The organism is Methyloversatilis sp. MC4-4, assembly GCF_049843555.1.
GTDB lineage: Bacteria > Pseudomonadota > Gammaproteobacteria > Burkholderiales > Rhodocyclaceae > Methyloversatilis > Methyloversatilis discipulorum_B.
This window is the reverse complement of sequence record NZ_JBBHZK010000004.1, coordinates 24,616-47,962: the sequence shown is the minus strand read 5'-3', so window position 1 is coordinate 47,962 and position 23,347 is coordinate 24,616. Positions and strand designations below refer to the sequence as shown.

Annotated in this window: 24 protein-coding genes; 18 read left to right on the top strand and 6 right to left on the bottom strand. The window is 67.8% G+C overall.

Annotation, left to right across the window (positions count from 1 at the left end; genetic code table 11):
• Positions 1-92 precede the first annotated feature (92 nt).
• The 7 genes from htpX (at position 93) to WDZ97_RS16160 (ending at position 8,607) form a co-directional block, all read left to right on the top strand.
• On the top strand, positions 93-947 hold the full coding sequence (gene htpX / locus WDZ97_RS16190) for a zinc metalloprotease HtpX (RefSeq protein WP_425763421.1): 855 nt from the start codon (positions 93-95) through the stop codon (positions 945-947).
• Positions 948-1,049: 102 nt separating this feature from the next.
• Positions 1,050-1,439: a DUF2237 family protein gene (locus tag WDZ97_RS16185; RefSeq protein ID WP_020162909.1), complete on the top strand. Its 390-nt coding sequence runs from the start codon at positions 1,050-1,052 to the stop codon at positions 1,437-1,439.
• A 139-nt stretch (positions 1,440-1,578) separates the two neighbouring features.
• A complete protein-coding gene (gene rsmB, locus WDZ97_RS16180) occupies positions 1,579-2,799 on the top strand; it encodes a 16S rRNA (cytosine(967)-C(5))-methyltransferase RsmB (RefSeq protein ID WP_425763660.1) in 1,221 nt (406 codons plus the stop codon).
• On the top strand, positions 2,750-3,361 hold the full coding sequence (locus WDZ97_RS16175) for a DUF4390 domain-containing protein (protein WP_425763420.1): 612 nt from the start codon (positions 2,750-2,752) through the stop codon (positions 3,359-3,361). The genes rsmB and WDZ97_RS16175 overlap by 50 nt, the downstream gene beginning before the upstream one ends.
• Positions 3,358-5,460 (top strand): sensor histidine kinase, encoded by a 2,103-nt coding sequence (locus WDZ97_RS16170; RefSeq protein ID WP_304006167.1) that lies wholly within the window; start codon positions 3,358-3,360, stop codon positions 5,458-5,460. The genes WDZ97_RS16175 and WDZ97_RS16170 overlap by 4 nt, the downstream gene beginning before the upstream one ends.
• 15 nt (positions 5,461-5,475) lie before the next feature.
• Complete coding sequence (locus WDZ97_RS16165; RefSeq protein ID WP_425763419.1) at positions 5,476-6,723, top strand: sigma-54-dependent transcriptional regulator; 1,248 nt, start codon at positions 5,476-5,478, stop codon at positions 6,721-6,723.
• A gap of 384 nt (positions 6,724-7,107) precedes the next feature.
• On the top strand, positions 7,108-8,607 hold the full coding sequence (locus tag WDZ97_RS16160; protein ID WP_304006162.1) for a YifB family Mg chelatase-like AAA ATPase: 1,500 nt from the start codon (positions 7,108-7,110) through the stop codon (positions 8,605-8,607).
• Positions 8,608-8,617: 10 nt separating this feature from the next.
• Here WDZ97_RS16160 and WDZ97_RS16155 read toward each other — a convergent pair whose 3' ends face one another.
• Positions 8,618-9,244 carry a hypothetical protein gene (locus WDZ97_RS16155; RefSeq protein ID WP_425763418.1) on the bottom strand — a complete coding sequence of 209 codons (627 nt, stop codon included), beginning with the start codon at positions 9,242-9,244 and terminating at the stop codon, positions 8,618-8,620.
• A gap of 2 nt (positions 9,245-9,246) precedes the next feature.
• The gene (gene pyrE / locus WDZ97_RS16150; protein ID WP_425763659.1) at positions 9,247-9,867 is read right to left on the bottom strand and encodes an orotate phosphoribosyltransferase; all 621 of its coding nucleotides are present in this window, start codon (positions 9,865-9,867) and stop codon (positions 9,247-9,249) included.
• Positions 9,868-9,920: 53 nt separating this feature from the next.
• On the opposite strand from pyrE, the gene WDZ97_RS16145 reads away from it, so the two are divergent.
• The 7 genes from WDZ97_RS16145 (at position 9,921) to WDZ97_RS16115 (ending at position 15,253) form a co-directional block, all read left to right on the top strand.
• The gene (locus tag WDZ97_RS16145; protein ID WP_425763417.1) at positions 9,921-10,715 is read left to right on the top strand and encodes an exodeoxyribonuclease III; all 795 of its coding nucleotides are present in this window, start codon (positions 9,921-9,923) and stop codon (positions 10,713-10,715) included.
• Positions 10,716-10,753: 38 nt separating this feature from the next.
• On the top strand, positions 10,754-11,785 hold the full coding sequence (locus tag WDZ97_RS16140) for an SGNH/GDSL hydrolase family protein (RefSeq protein ID WP_425763416.1): 1,032 nt from the start codon (positions 10,754-10,756) through the stop codon (positions 11,783-11,785).
• Between the two features lie 56 nt (positions 11,786-11,841).
• Complete coding sequence (locus WDZ97_RS16135) at positions 11,842-12,162, top strand: DUF883 family protein (protein ID WP_304006149.1); 321 nt, start codon at positions 11,842-11,844, stop codon at positions 12,160-12,162.
• 7 nt (positions 12,163-12,169) lie between these two features.
• Complete coding sequence (locus tag WDZ97_RS16130) at positions 12,170-12,550, top strand: phage holin family protein (RefSeq protein WP_425763415.1); 381 nt, start codon at positions 12,170-12,172, stop codon at positions 12,548-12,550.
• Positions 12,547-12,837, top strand: a complete 291-nt coding sequence (locus tag WDZ97_RS16125) for a YqjK family protein (RefSeq protein WP_304006144.1) — start codon at positions 12,547-12,549, stop codon at positions 12,835-12,837. The genes WDZ97_RS16130 and WDZ97_RS16125 overlap by 4 nt, the downstream gene beginning before the upstream one ends.
• A 71-nt stretch (positions 12,838-12,908) precedes the next feature.
• A complete protein-coding gene (locus WDZ97_RS16120; RefSeq protein ID WP_304006141.1) occupies positions 12,909-13,766 on the top strand; it encodes an HDOD domain-containing protein in 858 nt (285 codons plus the stop codon).
• Between the two features lie 95 nt (positions 13,767-13,861).
• Positions 13,862-15,253, top strand: coding sequence for an AmpG family muropeptide MFS transporter (locus WDZ97_RS16115; protein WP_425763414.1), 1,392 nt, complete (start codon positions 13,862-13,864; stop codon positions 15,251-15,253).
• 50 nt (positions 15,254-15,303) lie between these two features.
• Here the strand turns inward: WDZ97_RS16115 and metW are convergent, their stop codons facing one another.
• The 4 genes from metW to WDZ97_RS16095 form a co-directional block, all read right to left on the bottom strand.
• Positions 15,304-15,906, bottom strand: a complete 603-nt coding sequence (gene metW / locus WDZ97_RS16110; protein ID WP_425763413.1) for a methionine biosynthesis protein MetW — start codon at positions 15,904-15,906, stop codon at positions 15,304-15,306.
• A gap of 13 nt (positions 15,907-15,919) precedes the next feature.
• Entirely contained in the window at positions 15,920-17,062 is a 1,143-nt protein-coding gene (metX, locus tag WDZ97_RS16105; protein WP_304006133.1) for a homoserine O-succinyltransferase MetX, read from the bottom strand.
• Positions 17,063-17,250: 188 nt separating this feature from the next.
• Positions 17,251-17,568 carry a heavy metal-binding domain-containing protein gene (locus WDZ97_RS16100; RefSeq protein WP_304006131.1) on the bottom strand — a complete coding sequence of 106 codons (318 nt, stop codon included), beginning with the start codon at positions 17,566-17,568 and terminating at the stop codon, positions 17,251-17,253.
• A 67-nt stretch (positions 17,569-17,635) separates the two neighbouring features.
• On the bottom strand, positions 17,636-18,364 hold the full coding sequence (locus WDZ97_RS16095; protein WP_304006128.1) for a YebC/PmpR family DNA-binding transcriptional regulator: 729 nt from the start codon (positions 18,362-18,364) through the stop codon (positions 17,636-17,638).
• A gap of 140 nt (positions 18,365-18,504) precedes the next feature.
• Here WDZ97_RS16095 and WDZ97_RS16090 point away from each other — a divergent pair, with 140 nt between their 5' ends.
• The 4 genes from WDZ97_RS16090 (at position 18,505) to WDZ97_RS16075 (ending at position 23,345) form a co-directional block, all read left to right on the top strand.
• The gene (locus WDZ97_RS16090; protein WP_304006125.1) at positions 18,505-19,722 is read left to right on the top strand and encodes a signal protein; all 1,218 of its coding nucleotides are present in this window, start codon (positions 18,505-18,507) and stop codon (positions 19,720-19,722) included.
• A complete protein-coding gene (locus tag WDZ97_RS16085; protein WP_304006122.1) occupies positions 19,722-20,156 on the top strand; it encodes a hypothetical protein in 435 nt (144 codons plus the stop codon). Before WDZ97_RS16090 ends, WDZ97_RS16085 begins: the two co-directional genes overlap by 1 nt.
• The gene (locus WDZ97_RS16080; RefSeq protein ID WP_304006119.1) at positions 20,146-21,765 is read left to right on the top strand and encodes a diguanylate cyclase domain-containing protein; all 1,620 of its coding nucleotides are present in this window, start codon (positions 20,146-20,148) and stop codon (positions 21,763-21,765) included. The genes WDZ97_RS16085 and WDZ97_RS16080 overlap by 11 nt, the downstream gene beginning before the upstream one ends.
• A gap of 68 nt (positions 21,766-21,833) precedes the next feature.
• Positions 21,834-23,345 (top strand): helicase HerA-like C-terminal domain-containing protein, encoded by a 1,512-nt coding sequence (locus WDZ97_RS16075; protein ID WP_425763412.1) that lies wholly within the window; start codon positions 21,834-21,836, stop codon positions 23,343-23,345.
• The last annotated feature ends 2 nt before the right edge of the window (positions 23,346-23,347 follow it).

The window sequence follows — 23,347 nt, the reverse complement described above, 5'->3', positions numbered from 1 at the left end:
TGTAAGCGCAGTTTTCACCGGTGCCGCCGCTTGAATTTCTTGCTTCGCGCACGATCTATAGTGCGCTTCCTCTCTTACTGAAAGGTATTCGAATGTTCGGCAACTGGCTCAAGACCTCGATACTGATGGCCGGCATCGTCGCGCTGTTCGGCGTGGTCGGTGCAGCCATCGGCGGTCAGCAGGGCATGCTGATCGCACTGCTGTTCGGTGGCGCCACCAACCTGTGGGCCTACTGGTTCTCCGACAAGATGGTGCTGCGCATGTACAACGCGCGCGAAGTCGACGCCGCCTCGTCGCCCTATCTGTACAACATGGTGGCCGAGCTGGCGCAGCGCGCGCAGCTGCCGATGCCGCGCGTCTACATCATCGACGAAGCGCAGCCCAACGCCTTCGCCACCGGCCGCAATCCGGAAAACGCCGCGGTTGCCGCGACCACCGGCATCATCCAGATGCTGTCGGCGCGCGAACTGCGCGGCGTGATGGCGCACGAACTGGCACACGTGAAGAACCGCGACATCCTGATCTCGACCATTTCCGCCACCGTGTCGGGTGCGATTTCGGCGCTGGCGCAGTTCGGCATGTTCTTCGGCGGTGGCCGCGATTCGGAAGGCCGCCCGGCCAATCCGGTGCTCAGCATCGCCGTCGCCATCCTGGCGCCGATCGCCGCCATGCTGATCCAGATGGCGATCTCGCGCACCCGGGAGTTCGGTGCCGACCGTGAGGGCGCGGCGATCTCCGGCGACCCGGACGCACTGGCCAGCGCGCTGGCCAAGATCGACGCCTACGCCCGCGGCATTCCGATGCCGACTGCCGAAGCGCATCCGGAGACCGGTCAGATGATGATCATGAACCCGCTGTCCGGCGGCGGCCTGCGCGGCCTGTTCAGCACCCACCCTGCGACCGAGGAACGCATCGCGCGGCTGCGCGCACTCGCTACCGGTCGCTGACACACACCCCCGCCATTGCGGCATCATGCCCGCAGCGTGCGCAGCTTTCGCGGCGCGCGCTGCGGGTTTCGTCTTTCATCTGTACAACGTGGAGATGCCGACATGGATCGAGGCTGGAACGGCGGCGGCGGCGCGCGCAACGTACTCGGCGGACCGCTGGAGCCGTGTTCGTTCAAGCCGATCACCGGTTTCTTCCGCGACGGCTGCTGCAACACGGACGAGAACGACTTCGGCTCGCACACCGTATGTGCCGTCATGACCGACGCCTTTCTCGACTTCTCCCGCTCGCGCGGCAACGACCTGTCGACGCCACGTCCCGAGTACGACTTCCCCGGTCTGCGCGCGGGCGATCGCTGGTGCCTGTGCGCGATGCGCTGGCGCGAGGCATTCGAGGCGGGCCAGGCACCGCAGGTGGTCCTGGTCGCCACGCACGAGTCGGCCCTGCGGCACGCGCCGCTCGATGCATTGAAGGCCCACGCGTGGGCCGGCTGAATGCTGCGCTTACAATCGCGCTCCCGCGCCCGGCCATCACCCTCATCCAAGATTGAATCCCACTTCCCGCCCCCCCAGGACGCTTCCTGCTGATTCGCTCGCCGCGTCGCTGCTCGACGCCGCACACGCCGTCGCCGGCGTGCTGCAGGGTGAGGCGCTCGACGACGCTTTCGGCCACGTCGCTGCACAGTCAACCAACGGTGCCGCCGTGCGCGACCTGGCGTACCAGTGCCTGCGCGCGCACGCCGGCATCGAACGCCGGCTGGCCGTGCTGGTACCCAAGCCGCTGCGCGAAACCGACCGCCGCGCATTGCTGCTGGTCGCGCTGTGCCGGCTCGAAGCGCGGCCCGACACGGCGCACACCACGGTGAACCAGGCGGTCGAGGCCGCGCGCGTACTTGGCGGCGATCGCTTCGGCGGGCTGATGAATGCGGTGCTGCGCAACGCGCAGCGCCGCCACGCCGAACTCGACGCGGCGGTTGCCGCCGACCCGGCCGCCCGGCTGCAGCACCCGCAGTGGTGGCTGGACATGCTGCGTCACGACCATCCCGATCACTGGCAGGACATCGCCGCACAGGGCAATGTCCACCCGCCGATGGCGCTGCGCGCGAACCGCCGCCGCACGACGCCGCAGCAGGCGCTGGCGCACTTGCAGGCGGCCGGCATCGTGGCGCAGATCCGCGGCGACGACGGCCTGCTGCTCGACAAGCCCTGCCCGGTGTCGCGCCTGCCCGGCTTCGCCGACGGCGAGCTGTCGGTGCAGGACCTCGGCGCCCAGCGCGCAGCCGCACTGCTCGATGTCGCACCCGGCCAGCGCGTGCTCGACGCCTGCGCCGCACCCGGCGGCAAGGCGTCGCACCTGCTCGAACGCGCCGAACTCGACCTGCTGGCCCTGGACCACAGCGAACCGCGTACCCGACGCATCGCCGAGAATTTCGAGCGGCTGGGTCTGCGTGGCCGGATCGCGGTCGGCGACGCCGCCCGGCCGGACGACTGGTGGGACGGCACCGCATTCGACCGCATCCTGGCCGACGTGCCGTGCAGCGCCTCCGGCGTCGTGCGTCGCCACCCGGACGCGAAATGGCTGCGCCGTCCGCAGGACATCGCCGGCTTCGCCGCCCAGCAGCGCTCGATACTGGATGCGCTTTGGCGCGTGCTCGCTCCGGGTGGTAAATTGCTCTATGCCACCTGTTCGGTGTTCCGCGCCGAAAATCAGGATCAGGTGACCGCCTTCACCGCCCGCCATCCCGACTGCCTACGTCTGAGCTCATGTGGTGCGCCCGATCTGCAACTTCTGCCGACCGCCGAGCATGACGGCTTCTATTACGCACTGCTGCAGAAGTCTCCGCACGCTGGCTGAGCGCGCGCGCGCGCTGCTGCTGGCGTTGCTGATCGCGACGCTGGCCGGCCACGCGTCGGCCGCCGGCGTCACGATGCGCGACGTGCGCCTCGACCACGGCGACGACGGCTACCAGTTGTCGACCGATGTCTCGATCGCGCTGTCGCCGCGGCTGGCCGAAGCGGTGACGCGCGGCGTCGCGCTGTACTTCGTGCTCGAGTTCGAGATCAGCCGGCCACGCTGGTACTGGCTGGACGAAGACGTGGTCGAGCGCAGCCAGACCTACCGTCTCAGCTATCACGCACTGACTCGGCAGTACCGCGTGTCCACCGGCGCGCTGCATCAGAGTTTCGACACGCTGGACGAGGCACTGAAGCTGATCGGCCGCCTGCGCAGCTGGCACGTGGTCGACTACGACCGCCTGAAGGCCGGCGAGAGCTATGTCGCCTCGCTGCGCCTGCGCCTGGACGTGACGCAGCTGCCCAAACCTTTCCAGCTCAGCGCAATGAGCAACCGCGACTGGACGCTGGAATCGGAATGGCAGCGCTGGGGCTTCACCGCACAGCCGCGGGAGGCGCGATGAGGGCCTTCATCGTCGCCACCACGGCGATCAGCGGCGTGCTGTTGCTGCTGCTATCGCTGGCCAGCGAGAACACCGAGCTGTTCGCGCGCAATTACCCGCTGCTGCTCGGCATGAACATCACGGTCGCGGTCGGCCTGCTGGCGCTGGTCGCCTGGCTGGTGACGCAGCTGCTGCGTGAGCACCGCGCCGCCGTGTTCGGCTCCCGTCTGAAGCTGCGGCTGTTCGCCGCCTTCGCCGCGCTCGCCGTGGCACCGGGCGCACTGATCTACGTGCTGTCGGTGAACTTCGTGTCGCGCTCGGTCGATTCATGGTTCAACGTGCGCATCGAACAGGCGCTCGAGGGCGGCCTCAACCTCGGCCGCAACACGCTGGACTACGTCTCCGCCGACCTGCTGGAAAAGGCCCGCGCGATGGCGCGCGAACTGGGCGACACGCCGCTGATCCGGCGCAGCGCGCGGCTGGACGAACTGCGTGAGCAGTCGGGCGCCGCCAGCGCGACGCTGTTCTCGTCCGCCGGCCGCGTGCTGTCGACCAGCTCGGCGGCCACCCGGCTGGTGCCGCCGCTGCCGTCGCCGTCGCAACTGCGGCAGGCGCGCCAGGGCGCCGGTTTCGCCGCGGTCGAGAGCGACGTCGACGCCGGACTGACGGTGCGCGCGCTGGTGTTCGTCGGCAGCGGCGCGCTGGCCTCCGACGCCCCGGTGCTGCAACTGACCCAACCGCTGCCGGCTTCGCTGGCGCAGAACGCCGAAGCGGTGCAGAGCGCCTACCGCGACTACGAAGAGCTGTCGCTGGCGCGCGCCGGGCTGAAACGCATCTTCGCGCTGACGCTGACGCTGGCGCTGCTGCTCGCGCTGCTGTCGGCGCTGGCGGTGGCCTTCGTCATCAGCCGTCGCATGTCGGCGCCGCTGTCCATCCTGGCGCGCGGCACCGACGCGGTGATGCAGGGCGACTTCAGCCCCATCCCGGCGGTCGCCTCGCGCGACGAACTGGGCACGCTGACCCAGTCCTTCCGCCGCATGACGGAACAGCTGAACGAGGCGCGCGCCCAGGCCGAGCGCAGCCGCGCCGAAACCGAAGCGGCGCGCACCTATCTCGAAGGCGTGCTCGGCAACCTGTCGACCGGCGTGCTGGCCTTCAGCCCATCAACCAAGCTGCGCGCCGCCAACCAGGGCGCGATGGCCATCCTCGGTGACACGCTGGAGGGGTGGGAGACGCTGACGCTGGCGCAGTGGCCGCGGCACGCCGAACTGCGTGACACCATCGTCGCCGCCATCGACGAGGCGCAGGAATCGTGGAGCCGGCAGATCGACATCCCCGACCCCTTCGGTCCGGGCAAGACGCTGCTGATCCGCGGCTCGCAGCTGCCGGCGGCCGGCGGCGGCGGCTTCGTCGTCGTGTTCGACGACATCACGCAGCTCATTTCCGCGCAGCGCAGCGCCGCCTGGGGCGAGGTCGCGCGGCGGCTGGCGCACGAGATCAAGAACCCGCTGACGCCGATACAGCTGTCAGCCGAGCGGCTGCAGTTCAAGCTGTCGGACAAGCTCGACGCGGAGGGCCAGAAGATGCTGGCGCGCGCCACCTCGACCATCGTCGACCAGGTCGAGGCGATGAAGAACATGGTGAACGCCTTCCGCGACTACGCGCGGCTGCCCGCGCCGGCGCTGGCGCCGCTCGACCTGAACCGGCTGGTCGACGAAGTGCTCGGCCTGTACGAAACGTCGGCCGCCCGCATCGAGCGCCAGTTGTCGCCGGACCTGCCCGACGTGGCCGGCGATGTCGGACAGCTGCGGCAAGTGATCCACAATCTGCTGCAGAACGCGCAGGACGCGCTGGCCGAGGCCGACGCACCCTGCATACAGATCCAGACGCGGCGCCGGGGGGGGCGAGCGGAACTGGCGGTGCGCGACAACGGCAGCGGCTTTCCGCCGCAGGTGCTGGCGCGCGCCTTCGAGCCCTATGTCACGTCCAAGGCGCGTGGCACCGGACTCGGACTGGCCATCGTCAAGAAGATCGTCGATGAGCACGAAGGACGCATAGAAATAGAGAACGTCGCGCCGCATGGCGCGGAAATCCGCATCTCGCTGCCACTGGCGGCATGAAGGAATCAGGGAAGAATGGCTCGCATACTGGTCGTAGATGACGAAATGGGGATCCGCGAACTGCTGTCGGAAATCCTCAGAGACGAAGGGCACGACGTGACGCTCGCCGAGAACGCGGCGGCGGCGCGCGCGGCGCGCACGGCGCAACGGCCCGATCTGGTGCTGCTCGATATCTGGATGCCCGACACCGACGGCATTTCACTGCTGAAGGAATGGGCTTCGGGCGGACAGCTGACGATGCCGGTCATCATGATGTCCGGCCACGGCACCATCGATTCGGCGGTCGAGGCGACGCGCATCGGCGCGATGGACTTCCTCGAGAAGCCGATCGCACTGGCCAAGCTGCTGAGCGCGGTCAAGCGCGCGCTGGCGCGCGGCGCCTCGCCGGAGCAGCGGCCGAGCGCACCGTCGCTGAGCGCCGTCGGACGCAGTGGCGTGCTGCGCGACCTGCGGCGCAAGATTGAGCAGATGGCCGCCCGCTCGCGCGTCGTCCTGCTGCGCTGCGGTCCGTCCAGCTTCGGCGAACTGGCGGCGCGGACGCTGGCCGCGCCCGGCCGGCGCTGGCTGGAACTGGCGACCATCAGTGGACCGATCACGCAGGAACAGCTCGATGCCGCGCGCGGCGGCGTCATCCACACCGGCGACATCGCTCACCTGTCGCGCATGCAGCAGAAGAACCTCGCTTTCGCGCTGGAGCGGCTCGACCGCCTGGACGCCCGGCTGATCGCCTGCTGTGCGCAGGGTGCGCCGGAACTGCAGGCGGCAGGCTGGGAAGAAGCCGTGCTGGCGCGGCTGTTCGAGATCGTGCTGCCGCTGCCGGCGCTGGCCGAGCTGCGCGACGAAGTCGCCGATCTGGCCGAGGACGTGCTGAAACACCTGGTCGAGGCAGGCGAGGTGCCGACGCGTCGACTGGCCGAGTCGGCGCGTCCGTTGCTGCGCCAGCACGGCTGGCCCGGCGGCTACGGCGAACTGGTATCGGTGCTGCGCTCGGCGGCGCTGGCCGCGCTCGACGACGAACTCGACGCCGCTTCGCTGCGCGCGCTGCTGCGCCCGGCCGGCACACCGGTGCTGCCCGGCCTGGACCAGCCGCTGCGCGAAGCGCGCGAGGCCTTCGAGCGCATGTACTTCGAGCACCACATGGAACGCGAAGGCGGCAACATGACCCGCCTGGCCGAACGCTCCGGGCTGGAGCGCACCCACCTTTACCGCAAGCTCAAGCAGCTCGGACTGCCCATCGGACGGCGCGGCGAACACCACGAGTAAGGCGCGGAGCGCCGCTGCCGGTCTGCCCTTGCCCCGAGCCGGCGGCGGGGTTCTGTGGGGGTCTTCTGACCCCGACAGCTGCCTGTGCCCAAGCCTGCGGACCGCAGCGGCCGCGTCGCGGCCAAGGCCGCTCCCACAGAGGTTGCGCCTGACCGGCGGACCAAGCCGGAGCCGGGGTTCTGTGGGAGGGGACTTCTGACCCCGACAACTGCCTGTGCCCAAGCCCGCGGACCGCAGCGGCCGCGTCGCGGCCAAGGCCGCTTGTACAGAAGTTGCGCCCGATCCTGTATCACGGTTGGCCGCCGCAGCCGCCCTCGCAGCACACACCCCATGCCATGCGGATTTGCAGTTAGACTTCGCGGCGTCTCATTCCATGACATACAGATGTCACTCGCCATCCTGCGCAGCCGTGCGCTTGCCGGCATGCAGGCGCCGGAGGTTGCGGTCGAAGTCCACGTGTCGAACGGCCTGCCCGCCTTCTCGCTGGTCGGTCTGCCGGACGTCGAAGTGCGCGAGGCACGCGACCGGGTGCGGGCGGCCATCCTCAGTTCCGGCTTCGACTTTCCGACCCGGCGCATCACCGTCAATCTGGCGCCAGCCGACCTGCCGAAGGAATCGGGCCGCTTCGATCTGCCGATCGCGCTGGGTATCCTGATCGCCGCGGGCGCGCTCGACGCGCACGACATCGACGGCATTGAGTTCGCCGGCGAACTGTCGCTGACCGGCGCGCTGCGCCCGGTGCGCGGCGCACTGCCGATGGCGCTCGGCGCCCGCGCCGCCGGCCGCACCTTCGTGCTGCCCGCCTCGTCGGCGCCGGAGGCGGTGATCGCCGGCGGCATCGACGTGCGCGCCGCGACCTCGCTGCTCGACGTGTGTGCGCATCTGTGCGGGCAGTCGGCGCTGCCGCGCGCGATGCCGGCCAGCGTGCCGGATCGGATGGCCTGCGCGGATCTGGCCGACGTGCGCGGGCAACTCGGCCCCCGCCGCGCACTGGAGATCGCAGCCGCCGGCAATCATTCGCTGCTGATGTCGGGGCCGCCGGGCACCGGCAAGTCGATGCTGGCCGCTCGCTTCACCGGCCTGCTGCCGGACATGGACGAAGCAGAGGCGCTCGAAACCGCGGCCGTGCTGTCAGGCGCAGGTCTGTTCGACCCGGCTGCGCTCGGCCGCCGCCCCTTCCGTGCGCCCCATCACTCGGCCAGTGCGGCGGCACTGGTCGGTGGCGGCGCCATCCCGCGGCCGGGTGAAATATCGCTGGCGCACAACGGCGTGCTGTTCCTCGACGAACTGCCCGAATTCGACCGCCGCGTGCTGGAGGCGCTGCGCGAGCCGCTGGAAACCGGTCATGTGACCATTTCCCGCGCCGCCCACCGGGCCGAGTTCCCGGCCCGCTTCCAGCTGATCGCGGCGATGAATCCCTGCCCCTGCGGCTATCTCGGCCACCCGTCAGCGCGCTGTCGCTGCACGCCGGACCAGATCGCACGCTATCGCGGCCGCCTGTCCGGGCCGCTGCTCGACCGCATCGATCTGACGGTCGTCGTACCGCCGCTGACCGAACACGAACTGCGCGCCGGGCCGGGTGAGGCCAGCGCCGAAGTGAGGCAGCGAGTGTGTGCGGCGCGGGCGCTGCAGCAGCGACGTCAGGGCAAACCGAACCAGCGGCTGGAGGCAGCGGACATCGACCGCCATTGCCCGCTGGACGACGCAGCGCACGCCTTGCTGGCGCAGGCGATGAACCGGCTCAGGCTGTCGGCGCGCGCCTATCACCGCTGCCTGAAGGTGGCGCGGACGATTGCCGATCTGAACGGACGGGAAGTGATTGCGGCGAACGAAGTCGCCGAGGCGGTGCAGTTCCGGCGCGCCCTCGACGCACCGGCCAACTGAGGCCGGGTGCTCAGCGGTTGCCGGCGATCTCGCGGAAGCGCGCGCGGTCCTCTTCGAAGCGCTTGCGGGTATCGACCAGATCGCGCTCCTTCTGCGCGATGTTCTCGCCGATCTGCCGCAGATCCTCGCCATTGGTGTCCAGCCTGTCCTTGATTCCGGACGGCACGCGCTTGCCCTTGGCGGTGAAGGCGGCGGCGTCCTTCTCCAGCTTCTTCTGGCGCTCGCTCAGCGTCTGCTGCTGCTCGCGCAGACGGGACAGCAGTTCTTCGATGTCGGCGATGCGCCGGTCGCGTGCAACATCGATCTCGCGTTCGCTGGTGTAGGTGTTGAGCAGCGTGGTGTCGCGACGTCGCTGCTCCTGGCGCACCATCTCCTCTTCACGCGCCTTCTTCGCATCGGCATCGCGCTTGGCGCGCTGGGCGTCGGTCATCGGCGCCTCGACCTGCTTGACCGTCGCGCCCTGGCTGTTCAGCTCGCGGTAGCCACGGTCGGCACAGGCGGCCGGGAGCACGTCACCGCACACCTGCTGGCCGCGCGCGTCCTTGCAGCAGTAGACGCGCGCCTCGCTCGCCGGCACGTGCAGCAGGGCCAGCGCAAGCAGGCCCGGCGCGAGGTGACGCAGTTTCCCGGATTTCATCTTCAGCCATTTACTCCGTATTTCGCGCGGTAGGCACGCACCGCGTCGAGATTGCCCTGCATGCCCGGGCTTTCCTGCAGATAGCCGACCAGATCGTCGAGCGAGGCGCAGGCAACCACCGGCATGCCGTATGAACGTTCCACTTCCTGAACCGCTGACAATTGTCCGGTGCCCCGCTCCATGCGGTCGAGGGCAATCGCCACACCTGCCGGTTCGGCGCCGGCTGCGCGGATCAGCTCGACCGACTCGCGCACCGAGGTGCCGGCGCTGATCACGTCGTCGATGATGAGCACCCGGCCCTTCAGCGGCGCGCCGATCAGCGTGCCGCCCTCGCCGTGGTCCTTCGCTTCCTTGCGGTTGAACGCAAAGGGCAGGTCGCGGCCGTGCTGCGCGATCTGCATCGCGGTACCGGCGGCCAGAACGATGCCCTTGTAGGCCGGTCCGAACAGCATGTCGAACTGCGGCGCACGACTCATGATCGTATCGGCATAGAAGCTGCAAAGCTTGAGCACCGAAGCACCGCTGTTGAACAGCCCGGCGTTGAAGAAGTAGGGGGATTCGCGCCCCGCCTTGGTGGTGAAGCTGCCGAAGCGCAGCACGCCGGTATCGACGGCGAACTTCACGAATTCACGTCTAGAATCCACGGGCTTTTCCAATCAGAACGGACAAACCGGCCATGTTACGTATCGTGTCGCTCAACCTCAACGGTATCCGCTCGGCCACCACCAAGGGGGTGTGGGACTGGGTCGCCGGCACGGCGCCGGACGTGCTGTGCGTGCAGGAACTGAAGGCGCAGGAAGCCGACCTCGATGCGTCGATGCGCGCACCGGTGGCGATGGGCGGCAGCGACGGCCACTTCCATTACGCCACGAAGAAGGGCTACAGCGGCGTCGGCCTGTACGCGCGGCGACAGCCGTCGCGGGTGATCACCGGTTTCGGTGTCGAGGAGTTCGACAACGAGGGCCGCTACGTCGAGGCGGATTTCGGCGATGTGACGGTAATTTCGCTCTACCTGCCGTCCGGCTCCAGCGCGCCCGAGCGGCAGGAGGCCAAGTTCCGCTTCCTCGACCGCTTCCAGCCGCACCTGGCCGCGCTTCGGTCAAGCGGGCGCGAAATCGTGGTGTGCGGCGACTGGAACATCGCGCACCAGGAGATCGACCTGAAGAACTGGAAGGGCAATCTGAAGAACTCCGGCTTCCTGCCGGAAGAGCGCGCGTGGATGACCGCACTGCTGGGCGCGGGCGGCTGGGTCGACGTCTATCGCACGCTGCACCCGGACGCCACCGACGACTGCTACACCTGGTGGAGCAATCGCGGCCAGGCCCGCGCAAAGAACGTGGGCTGGCGCATCGACTACCAGATCGCCACGCCGGGAATCGCGGCGAAGGCCCGCGCGGCAAGTGTCTACAAGGACGTACGCTTCAGCGATCATGCTCCGCTCATTGTCGACTACGATGTCGATATCGCGTGAATTCCGAAGTCATCGTCCCGACCGCCGAAAGGACCGTCATGAAAGCTCTGCGCAGTCTCGCTCTCGCCGCCGCTCTGAGTCTTTCGCTGCCGGCCGCGGCTGACTGGAACGAACTGGTCGTGTTCGGCGACAGCCTGTCGGACACCGGCAACTTCCAGACGCTGACATCGGGTCTGTTCCCGTCCGCAGCTTTCGGTTACGCGCCAGGGCGTTTTTCCAACGGCCCGGTGGCGGTCGAGTATCTGGCCGCCTGGCTGAACCTGCCGCTGGACAACCACGCGGTGGGCGGCGCGCGCACCGGCACGCCGGTCGGCGGCGGCTCCGACAACTATGTCGAGGACACCAGCCAGGGTGCGCTGCTGGCGAGCCTGCTGCAGCAGTCTCCGGGCTGGCTGAACGGCACCGGCATCAACGCCCAGGTGGGTGACTACGTGGCCGGCGGCGGCGGCGGCGCCGACAAGCTCTACTTCATCTGGGGCGGCCCGAACGACTATTTCCTGCCGGCCTCGCTGACCACGCCCGCCACCGTGGACAATGCGGTGGGCAATCTGCAGACGGCGATCACCTCGCTGTACACGGCAGGCGCACGCGATTTCCTGATTCCCAACATGCCCGACCTCGGCCTGACGCCCTCCTTCGTCGAGGAAGGTCCGCTGGCGGCCGGTCTGGCCAGTTCGGTGTCGGCCGCCCACAACGCCGCGCTCGCGCTGATGCTCGACCAGCTGGACCTGAATCTGGCGGATGCCCGCTTCCGCACGGTTGACGTATCGGGCCTGCTCAATGCAGTGGCACTTGATCCCGGTCAGTACGGCTTCACCAATAAAGATACACCCTGCCAGACACAGGCCGGCTGCCCGGCCAATCCGGCGGGCTATCTGTTCTGGGACGATGTCCACATCACGACGGCCGGTCATCAGGCCGTGGCGACCGCGTTTCTTGCCGCGGCCCTGGTTCCGGAGGCAGAGCGCTGGGCCATGCTGCTGGCCGGCCTGAGCCTGCTCGGTGTAGCCGGCCGCCTACAGCGGAAGCGCCCGGCCGACGACACCGTTGCGTTGCGGCCTGCAACCTGAACGGCTAACTTCGGGGGTCTGCCCCGAAATGACTTCACTCGCAAAGGAGAAGAGCAATGTCCGAACTGATCGATCCGAACACCGTCACCAAGGAAAAGCTGGTTGCAGACCTGAAGGTGGTCATCTCCGACGCCGAGGAACTGCTGCGTGTGACGGCCAACCAGGCCGGCGAGAAGGTGGGCGAACTGCGCGTGCGCATGCAGGAGAATCTCACCTCCGCCCGTCACAAGCTGGCCGATGCGGAAGCCGCGCTGAAGGAAAAGTCGCGCGAAGTGGCCCGCGCCACCGACGACTACGTGCATGAACACCCGTGGAAGTCGATTGGCGTCGCCGCTGGCGTAGGTCTGCTGGTCGGTCTGCTGATCGGCCGCCGCTGAGCTCGCGATGGCCGCATCGCCCCGGCCTGAGCGCCTCGCCGTATCGCTGAAGGGATTCGTTTCCAGCCTGATCGAGATCGTTCACGTCAGGCTGGAACTGATCACCGTCGAAGCGCGCGACGAAGCGCTGCGCCTGACCGAGCTGCTGGTCTATGGCGCGCTGGCCATCGCCTTCCTCACCTTCGGCATCGCCTTCCTGGCGGTGCTGCTGACGGTGCTGCTGTGGGACAGCCACCGTCTGCTGGTGCTGACGCTGTTTTCGACGCTGTTCATCACGCTGGGCGTGGTCGCCGCGGTCATCGCCCGCGCGCGCATGGCTGAAGGCACGCGGCTGTTCGCATCCACGCTGGACGAACTGAATCGCGACCGCGACGCGCTGGACCGATGAACGAACGGCGCCTGCGTCTGGCCCTTGCGCGCGAGCGGCTGGTCGAACGATCACGTCGGCTGCGCGTCGAAGCGGCGGCACAGTCGGCGGTGCTCGACCCGGTACTGAACGTCGGCGACCAGATCCGCGCCGGTGCCGCCTGGGTGCGCAGTCACCCGGAGGCGCTGGCGGCTGCGCTGGTCGGCTTCGCGCTCGTGCGCCCGCGGCGCGTCTGGCGCTGGGGCCTGCGGCTTTGGGGCGCCTGGCGCCTGCTCGGCACGCTGCAGCACCGGTTGACGTCCCGCTGAGCGGACAGACGCTCAAGTTTTCCGGCAGGACGCCGAATTCAGCTCATTGCCACCGCATCCCCGCTCCCCCGATGACCACACACTCCGCACAGGAACTGGCGCGCAGAACGACCGAACTGGTCACGCTGCCTGCCATCTACCATCGGGTGAAGCAGGTCATCGACGACCCGGATGGCTCGGTGATCGAACTGGCCAAGGTGGTGGCGGCCGACCCTGGCATCACGATGCGTGTGCTGCGCGTCGTCAACAGCGTGTTCTATGGCTTCCCCGGCAAGATCGAAACGATGCAGCGCGCGGTGAGCGTGCTCGGCATGCAGCAGGTGCACGACATCGTGCTGGCGACGACGGTGACCGCCGTATTCGCCGGCATGCGCCCGGAGCGCATGGATGTCGCCCGCTTCTGGCGGGCCTCGGCGATGCGCGGCCTGCTGTCGCGCGCGGCCGCCAAGAGTTGCGGCCTGCTCGACGCCGAGCGGCTGTTCGTCGGCGGCATGCTGGCCGACATCGGCCACATGGTCATGTACATGCACGTGCCGCAGGAGTCGGAACAGGCGCTGGTCGACAGCCGTGCATCGGGCGCGCCAATCGAGCATCTGGAACGCGAGATCGTCGGCTGCGACTACGCCGCGGTGGGCGAAGCGCTGCTGACCGAATGGCGGCTGCCACGCAGCTTTGCCGTCGCCATTGGCGCCCAGATCGATCCGGCGCACGGCGCGCCGCACGAATTCGAAGCGTCGCTGCTGCATCTTGCGCGGCACGCGGTCGGCTACGACGCGGAGCTGATCGATTCGGCCCGCATCGTCGCCTCGGCCTCGCCGGCCGCCTGGCAGATCACCCGGCTGGAGCCGCAGGCCTTCGAAGGCGCCTGCGCCGAGGCGGGCAGCTCGCTGGCGGCGGTGATGGGGCTGTTCTTCTCCGAATACGCGTAGTCGCCTGATCGGCGCATCACGACCCGCCGCAGACCGGACGGAAGGCGCGGGCACTGGTATCTTCCCGCTTACCTGCCGTCTCACTCCGTCCGCCCTTGATCCCCACTTCCCCTGCCGCCGGCTGGCTCGACAGCCTCAAGGTGTATGCGCACCCGCGCGTCATCGGCATGCTTTTCCTCGGCTTTTCCGCCGGACTGCCGCTCATCCTGGTGCTCGGCACGCTGTCCTACTGGCTGCGTGAAGCGGGCATCGACCGCTCGACCATCGGCTATTTCAGCTGGATAGGTCTGGCCTACGGCTTCAAATGGGTATGGTCGCCGCTGGTAGACCGCCTGCCGCTGCCCGGCCTGACCCGGCTGCTCGGGCGGCGGCGCAGCTGGCTGCTGCTGTCGCAGCTGGCCATCGCTGGCGCGCTGTTCGGCATGGCCAACACCGATCCGGCGCAGGCGCTGGAACGCATGGTGTGGTGCGCGCTGGCGGTGGCCTTCGCCTCCGCCACGCAGGACATCGCGCTGGACGCCTACCGCATCGAGGCGGTCGAGCAACGGCTGCAGGGCGCGATGGCGGCCACCTACCAGGGCGGCTACCGCATCGCGATGATTGCCGCCTCGGCCGGCGTGCTGTGGCTGGCCGCCTCGGTCGATGCGACCGATACCGCTTACGAACACGCACCCTGGCGCTTCGCCTATCTGATCATGGCGGCCAGCATGGGCGTCGGCATCCTGACGACCTTGCTGATCCGCGAGCCGGACGCGCCGGTGTCGGCGGACACCGTGCAGCGCGAGGCGCGCACCCGCGAGTGGCTGGCGCATGAAGGACTGCACGGCCCGCTGCTGGCCGCCGCCGCCTGGGTGCACGGCGCCGTGGTGTCGCCCTTCGTCGATTTCATCCGCCGCTATCGCTGGCACGCGGTGCTGCTGCTGGCACTGATCGGCACCTACCGCATTTCCGACGTGGTGATGGGCATCATGGCCAACGCCTTCTACGTGGACATGGGCTATACCAAGGACGAAGTGGCCAATGTGGCCAAGGTGTACGGCGTCGGCATGACCATCGTCGGCGCGGTGATCGGCGGCGTGCTGACGGCGCGCATCGGCGTCATGAAGACGCTGTTCCTCGGCGCCGCGCTGTCGTCGGCAACCAATCTGCTGTTCGTCTGGCTGGCCGGCCGCGGCCACGACGTGAACGGGCTCATCTTCGCGATCTCCGCCGACAACCTGTCGGCCGGCATCGCCTCTTCGGCCTTTGTCGCCTATCTGTCGGGGCTGACGAACGTGGCCTACTCGGCCACCCAGTACGCGCTGTTCAGTTCGCTCATGCTGCTGCTGCCGAAGTTCATCGCCGGCTTTTCCGGCGTCTATGTCGACGCCCACGGCTACGAAGCCTTCTTCACCGCGACCGCGCTGCTGGGCGTGCCGGTGCTGGGACTGGTGGTGCTTGCGGGGAGGGCGCGGGGCAGGGACTCGGGAGGAGAGGCTAGGGGCTAGCGAATTCCGGGCGGAGAAGCCGCCCGCATGCTTCCTCTAGCCCCTGACCCCTAGCCTCTAGCCCCTCCCAATCTGTACAGCGCAAAACTGCCAAGAAAGTTCGGCTCTTCCTGCACCGGCTGGCCGGCATCGTCGAGCACCAGGCGCTCGCGGATTTCGATGCCCAGCTTTTCGCACAGCGCTTCGAAGTCGGCGATGGTGAAGAAGCGGACGTTGGGCGTGTCGTACCACTGGTAGGGCAGGCGGTCGGACACCGGCATGTGGCCGTCCATGATGGCCATGCGGTGCTTCCAGAACGCGAAATTCGGGAAGCTCACGACCGCCTCGCGGCCCACCCGCAGCATTTCGGTCAGCAGCTTTTCGGTGCGGTGCAGGGTCTGCAGCGCGTTCGAAATGATGACCAGATCGAAGCTCTGGTCGACGAAGTCGTACAGGCCCTTTTCCAGGTCAATCTGCAGCACGTTGATGCCGTTGCGCATGCAGCTGATCACGCGCTCGATATCGATCTCGACGCCGTAGCCGCTGGCGCCGCGGCTGTCCTTCAGGTGGCGCAGCAAGGCGCCGTCGCCGCAGCCGAGGTCGAGCACGCGCGCGCCCGGGCTCACCCAGCCGGCGATTACGTCGTAGTCTATGCGTCCGTCCAGTGCAGTCATGTCAGTACCCGCCTCACACCGTAATGTTGTCGAAATACGCACGCAGCACTGCATGGTAGTGCGGGTCGTCGAGCAGGAAGGAATCGTGGCCGGCCGACGATTCGATTTCGGCGTAGCTCACGTTGCGACCCTTGCGCATCAGCGCATCGACGATTTCGCGCGAGCGCGACGGCGCAAAGCGCCAGTCGGTCGAGAAGGACACCAGCAGGTAGTCGGCAGTGGCCGGCGCGAAGGCGGCCGCCAGATCGCCGCCGGCGTCGTGCGCCGGGTCGAAGTAGTCGAGCGCGCGGGTGGCCAGCAGATAGGTGTTGGCGTCGAAGCTGCCGGCGAACTTGTCGCCCTGGTAGCGCAGATAGGACTCGACCTCGAACTCGACCTCGAAACTGAACTTGCGTCCGCCCTCGCGCAGCCGGCGGCCGAATTTCTCGGCCATCAGGTCGTCCGACTGGTAGGTGATGTGGCCCAGCATGCGCGCCAGCCGCAGACCGCGACGCGGCAGCGTGTTGTGTTCGTAGAAGTGGCCGCCGTGGAAATCCGGGTCGGTGATGATGGCCTGGCGCGCCACTTCGTTGAAGGCGATGTTCTGCGCCGTCAGCTTGGGTGCCGATGCGATCACCAGCGCATGGCGCACGCGCGCCGGCAGGTGAATCGACCACGCCATCGCCTGCATGCCACCCAGGCTGCCGCCGATGATGGCCGCCCAGCAGTCGATGCCGAGGCGGTCGGCCAGCAAGGACTGCGCCGCCACCCAGTCCTCGACCGTCACCACCGGGAAATCCGCCCCCCAGGGCTTGCCGGTTTCCGGATTGGTGCTCATCGGGCCGGTCGAGCCGTGACAGCCGCCAAGATTGTTCACGCTGATGACGAAGAACTTGCGCGTGTCGAGCGGCTTGCCCGGGCCGATCAGGTTGTCCCACCAGCCGGTGTTCTTCGGCGCGTCGGCATGGATGCCGGCTGCGTGGTGGTGACCGGACAGTGCGGGGCAGACCAGCACCGCGTTCGAGCGGGCGGCGTTCAGTTCGCCATAGGTTTCGTACATCAGCTCGAAACCCGGCAGCACGGCGCCGCTCTTCAGCGTCAGCGGCGTGTCGAAACGCGCGCACAGCGGGCTGACGATGCCGACGCTGTCTTCAGGGATGGATAGTTCGTTGGCCATGAAAAAACCCGGTTGACCAAAGCCAGGACCGGGTTCGCCCTCGCTTTAGCCGAATTTGTAAGGGAGATCCGGCAGCACACCGCCGGAGGAACCCGGGCGCCCGCAAGCTGAGACAAATCGGCGCCATGAAACAGGGGAAACTGCCTGCATTCTGGCGAATCAGGCGGGTTTGTCAATCGTGCGGCGCGTCACACGCTGACCGCGGTACCGCTCACGCACACCATCAGCATGCCGTTGTCGGCGCCCAGCACTTCGTAGTCGATGTCGATGCCGACCACCGCGTTGGCGCCCAGCTTCGCCGCCGCCTCGCTCATTTCCTGCATCGCCGCCTCGCGCGCATCGGCGAGCGTGCTTTCGTAGGCGCCGGCGCGACCGCCGACCACATTGCGGACGCTGGCGAACAGGTCCTTGAAGATGTTGGCGCCGATGATGGCTTCGCCGGTCACCACGCCGTGGTACTGGCGGATGGGCCGGCCTTCGAGCGTGGGCGTGGTGGTGAGCAGCATTGGCGTTCTCCGGTGACTATGCGAAACATCCTGGGCGAAAGACCCTGGCGACCTTACCCCGGCGACTTTACTCTTCGTCCATCACCGCGGTGGTGTAGACCTCCTGCACGTCGTCCAGACTGTCCAGCACGTCCAGCAGTTTCTGCATCTTCACTGCGTCGTCGCCGGCCAGCGGGCTTTCGTTCAGCGGCTTCATCGTCACTTCGGCGAATTCGGCCTTGAAGCCGGCCTTTTCCAGCGCGTCCTTGACCGCAACGAAGTCGGCTGGCGGGCTCAGCACTTCGATCGAGCCGTCGTCGTTGGTCAGCACGTCCTCGGCGCCGGCTTCCAGCGCCGCTTCCATCAGCGCGTCCTCGGAGGTGCCGGGCGCGAAGATGAACTGGCCGCAGTGCTTGAACATGAAAGCCACCGAGCCGTCGGTGCCGAGGTTGCCGCCATACTTGGAAAAGGCGTGGCGCACGTCGGCCACGGTGCGGGTACGGTTGTCGGTCAGGCAGTCGACCATGACAGCAGCACCGCCGATGCCGTACCCTTCGTAGCGGATTTCCTCGTAGCTTGCGCCGTCGAGCTCACCGGTCCCGCGCTTGACCGCGCGATCGATGTTGTCGCCGGGCATGTTTTCGCCCTTCGCCTTATCAACCGCCATGCGCAGGCGCGGATTGAAGTTGGGGTCGCCGCCGCCCATCCGGGCTGCCACGGTGATTTCCTTGATCAGCTTGGTGAACACCTTGCCCCGCTTGGCGTCCTGACGACCCTTGCGATGCTGGATGTTGGCCCACTTGGAATGACCGGCCATGAAAGAAGACGTCCGTTGGAAATGTGCAAGCCACGATTTTAATCGAGAGCGCCGATGACGGGCTCAAGAGCGTTGCGCCGGGCTCCGTTAATTCCGAATGGGAATTTTCCGGCCCCCGTGGCCGGCGGGTGAATGCAATCGTGACAAGTACAAGACTTCTGATCGCTCTGCTGGCCATCAGCGCCAGCAGCGGCGCCCTGGCGGACGACCCGGCTACCGAACCGTTGTGGCACTTCGGCGGCTTCGGAACGCTGGGCGCCGGTTATCACAGCCAGGAGGACGTCGTCTATCGGCGTGACCTGGAGCAGGCCGGCGGCATCGAGGGCGACAAGCTGGGTTTCCGTCTGGACACCCGCATCGGCCTGCAGGCGAACGCCAGCTTCAATCCGCGCTGGTCGACGACGATACAGGCGGTCAGTCGCCTGAACAGCGAAGGCAACTGGGCGCCCATCCTGAGCTGGGGCTTCGTGCGCTACGCCCCGACCGACTGGCTGGAACTGCGCGCCGGCCGGCTCGGCGCCGACATCTACCTCGAAGGCGACTCACGCCACGTCGGCTATGCCTACACCGCGGCGCGACCGCCGACCGAGGTGTACGGCGTGGTGACGCAGGACCGCTTCGATGGCGCCGACCTCACGCTGCGCACGCCGATCGGCGACGGACTGGGCAGCGTCAAGGTGTATGGCGGTCAATCGCGGGGCGACTTCTACCTGTACGGCCAGCGGGTGACGCAGGACGATGCGACCACCGTGGGCGCGACGATCGAATGGGCGAACGACACGCTGACGCTGAAGGCGGCCTGGGCCGACATCCACGCGCGCGGCGACCGTTCGCTGGTCGAACTGCGCGACGCGCTGGCATCGGTACCGCTGGCGCAGGCACAGTTGCGGGCATCGCAGATCCAGACTTCGCACCACATCACCTTCGCCGGTCTCAGCGCGCGCTACGAAAACGGCCCGTGGTCGCTGCAGGGCATTCTTGCGCGGGAAACCTTCTCTCAGTTTCCGCGCTATTCCGGCTGGGGTTCGAGCGTGGTCGCCGGCTACCGCATCGGCGCATGGAAGCCCTATCTGACCTGGGGACGCATCTCCTTCGAGCCGGACGACAGTGCGCTGACGCTGCCGGCGCCGGCGGCTGCGCTGCAGGTCGTCTATGACCGCGTCGTGGACCGGCTGACGATGAATCAGCGCACTTTTGGCGCCGGTGTGCGTTATGACTTCGCCACCGATTACGCCTTGAAGGTACAAATCGAAAAGATCAATGCCTCATCGTCGTCGATACTGATCACCCCCAGCGGCCTGCCGGTCCGCGATGCCAGTCTGACGCTGTTCACCGTCGTGCTGGATTTCGTTTTCTGATGCCGCTGATGCACTTGTTCACCCGACGAACCCTGCTCACGCTCGTTCTTGCGTTCGTGAGCGGATGGGCGCGTGCGGAAACGCTGGCGGTCATCGTTCACCCATCGAGCGGGGTGGACAGCCTGAGCAGGGAGGAAGCAAGCCATCTGTTCCTCGGTCGCATCAAGCACCTGCCGTCCGGCACGCCCGCCGTCGTGCTGGATACGAAATCGTTGCGCGCGGACTTCTACCGCGCACTGGTCAATCGCGAAATGAACGAGATCAGCGCCTACTGGGCGCGCCTGAAATTCTCCGGACGGACCCAGCCGCCGGAGCAGATCGACGACGCCGAGTCGGTGCTGCGACGCGTCGCGGCCGAGCGCGGCACGATCGGCTATGTCGACGCCGCGCGGGTGGACAAGCGCGTCCGGGTGGTGCTGCTCCTTGAGTACTGAACCGGCTTCCCGCCCGCCCGGCACGCCCGACGCCGCGCACTCGCCGCGTCGGCTGCAGACCAGCGTGGTCTGGCGGACCACTTTGCTGATGCTGTTCTTCGGCGGGCTGGTCGGCGTTCTGGTCGCGCTGGCCAGCACCGTCATGGTCGGCCGGGAAGAACGGGAACGGATGCAGCGGCATCTGGCGGAACTGATGGCCACCGTCGAGCGCACCGCCAGCGTCGCCGCCTTCGCGCGCGACGAACAACTGGCGAACGAGGTGGCCCGCGGCCTGCTGCTCAACGATGCCGTCGCCCGCGTCGTCATCACCGAGGGCGACCACGTGCTGGCGTCGGTGGGCGAGGCCGACAACGACACCGGCGTACTGCGGCTGCCGGTGCTCGCCCGGCCCCTGACCTCGCCGTTCGCATCCGACCAGCAGGTGGGCGAGCTCAAGGTATGGCCGGCCAGTTCGAAGATCGCACACGACGCCGGTGCTTACTCGAGCTTCATCGCCATCATCCTGCTGATCGAACTGGTGTTCGTCGTGCTGTCGGTGGCCTGGGTGGTGCTGAACGTATTCACGCGCCCGGTGAAGAAGCTGTCGGATGACCTGCACCACCTCGAAATCGGCGTCGGCAAGCACGTTTCGGTACCGGCCGGCCACGCCGGCGACGAGATCGGCCGGCTGGCCGGCGACATCAATACGCTGATCACGCGGATGGACGACCTGCTCGCCACCGAGCGCGATACGCGGGCACAGCTGGAGGCGTCCGAGCGCAAGTTCAGGCTCATCTTCGAAAGCGCGGAAACAGGCATCTTCACCGTCGACAACGCCGGTCGCCTGCACGACTGGAACCCCTGGCTGGCGGCCAAGCTGCGGCTTCCGGCGCGCGAGGGCAGCGATCGCAGCTACGCGCTGGGCGCCCTGCTCGGCGACGCCTCATCGCGGCTCGATACGCTGATGGTGCGCGCCCTGAGCGACCAGCGGCCGACCTCAGCCGATTTCGGCGTGCAGTACGGCGAGTCCGGCGTGCTCTGGCTGCACGTCGTGCTCAACCCACTGCCCGACGGCCTGCTGCAGGGCATCGCCAACGACGTGACCGAACGCAAGCGCGCCGAGGCGAGCGCGCTGGCGATGGCCGAGCGCGACCCGCTGACCGGCCTGCTGAACCGGCGCGGCATCGAGCACCGCCTCAGCAGCGCGCTGGAAAACCTGCACGGCAGCGGTCTGGCGCTGATGCTGGTCGATCTCGACGGCTTCAAGCAGGTGAATGACACGCAGGGCCACGAAGCCGGCGACCGCGTGCTCAGCTGGGTCGCGCGACAGCTGGAAGCGGTCGTGCGGCGCACCGATCTGGTCGCGCGGCTGGGCGGCGACGAATTCGTCGTCGTGCTGTGCGCGCTGGAAAGCCCGGACACCGCGCGCTTCATCGCCGCCAAGATCGTCAGCGCACTGGCGCGGCCGATAGACGCCGGCGGCAACCAGCTGGTGCAGATCGGCGCCAGTGTCGGCATCGCCTACACCGACTCCCGGACAGACGCACCGGACGCATTGATGCGCCGTGCCGACGACGCAATGTACGAAGCCAAGCGCGCCGGCAAGTCGCAGTACCGCTTCGCGTCATAGGGCGCGCTCACGCTCGGTTTGGGCGCCGCGCTGGTAGCATCGCGCCATCCCCTCCGAGGACAGAAGCCATGGCCGAACCGCTCCACATCGCCCGCGCCGGCGACCTCTCGCTCGCCCTGCTGCCCAATATGGCCAACCGCCACGGGCTCATCACCGGCGCCACCGGCACCGGCAAAACCGTCACGCTGCAGTCGCTGGCCGAACGCTTCTCCTACATCGGCACACCGGTGTTCATGGCCGACGTGAAGGGTGACCTGTCGGGCATGGGTGCGGCCGGCACGGTCAGTCCCAAGCTGCAGCAGCGGCTGGACATGCTGGGCATCAGCGATTTCGTGCCCTACCCGAGCCCGGTCTGCTTCTGGGACGTGTTCGGCGAATCCGGCCATCCCATCCGCGCCACCGTCAGCGACATGGGTCCGCTGCTGCTCGCTCGCCTGCTCGGCCTGAACGAAACGCAGGCCGGCGTGCTCACCATCGTGTTCAAGGTGGCCGACGACCACGGCCTGCTGCTGCTCGACATGAAGGACCTGCGCGCGCTGGTGCAGCATGTCGGCGACAACGCGGCGCAGTTCAAGACCCAGTACGGCAACATTTCCACCGCGTCGATCGGCGCCATACAGCGCGGCCTGCTGCAGCTGGAGGAACAGGGCGCCGACCGCTTCTTCGGCGAACCGATGCTGGACATCGCCGACCTGATGACCTTCGACGAGCACGGCCGCGGCACCATCAACATCCTGGCCGCCGACCGCCTGTACAACTCGCCCAAGCTCTACTCGACCTTCCTGCTGTGGCTGCTGGCCGAACTGTTCGAACAGCTGCCGGAAGTGGGCGACATGGACAAGCCCAAGCTGGTGTTCTTCTTCGACGAAGCCCACCTGCTGTTCAACGAGGCGCCGCCGGCGCTGCTGGAAAAGATCGAACAGGTCGTGCGACTGATCCGCTCCAAGGGCGTCGGCGTCTATTTCGTAACGCAGAACCCGCTGGACGTGCCGGATTCCGTGCTGGCCCAGCTCGGCAACCGGGTGCAGCACGCGCTGCGCGCGTTCACGCCGCGCGACCAGAAGGCGGTCAAGACCGCCGCCCAGACCATGCGGCAGAACCCGAAGTTCGACGCCGAACAGGCCATCATGGAGCTGGGCACCGGCGAAGCGCTCATTTCCTTCCTCGACGAGAAGGGCCGGCCGTCGATGGTCGAGCGCGCCTTCGTGCTGCCGCCCGCGTCGCGCCTCGGCCCACTGACCGCCGACGAGCGCAGCGCGATGATCCAGCACTCGCCGATGCGCGGCCGCTACGAACAGACGCTGGACCGCGAATCCGCCTACGAAATGCTGGCAGCCGCCGTAAACGCCAACCCGGCCGCCACCGGCAAGCCGGTGCCCGAAGCGCCGGCCGGCTCGGGCGGCGGCCTGCTCGGCGGTCTGGGCGACATCGTGTTCGGATCCACCGGCCCGCGCGGCGGTCAGCGCGACGGCATCGCGCAGATGGCCGCCAAGACGGTGGCGCGCACCATCGCCAGTTCGGTCGGGCGCGAAATCGTGCGCGGCGTGCTCGGTTCCATCCTCGGCGGACGACGGAAGTAGCG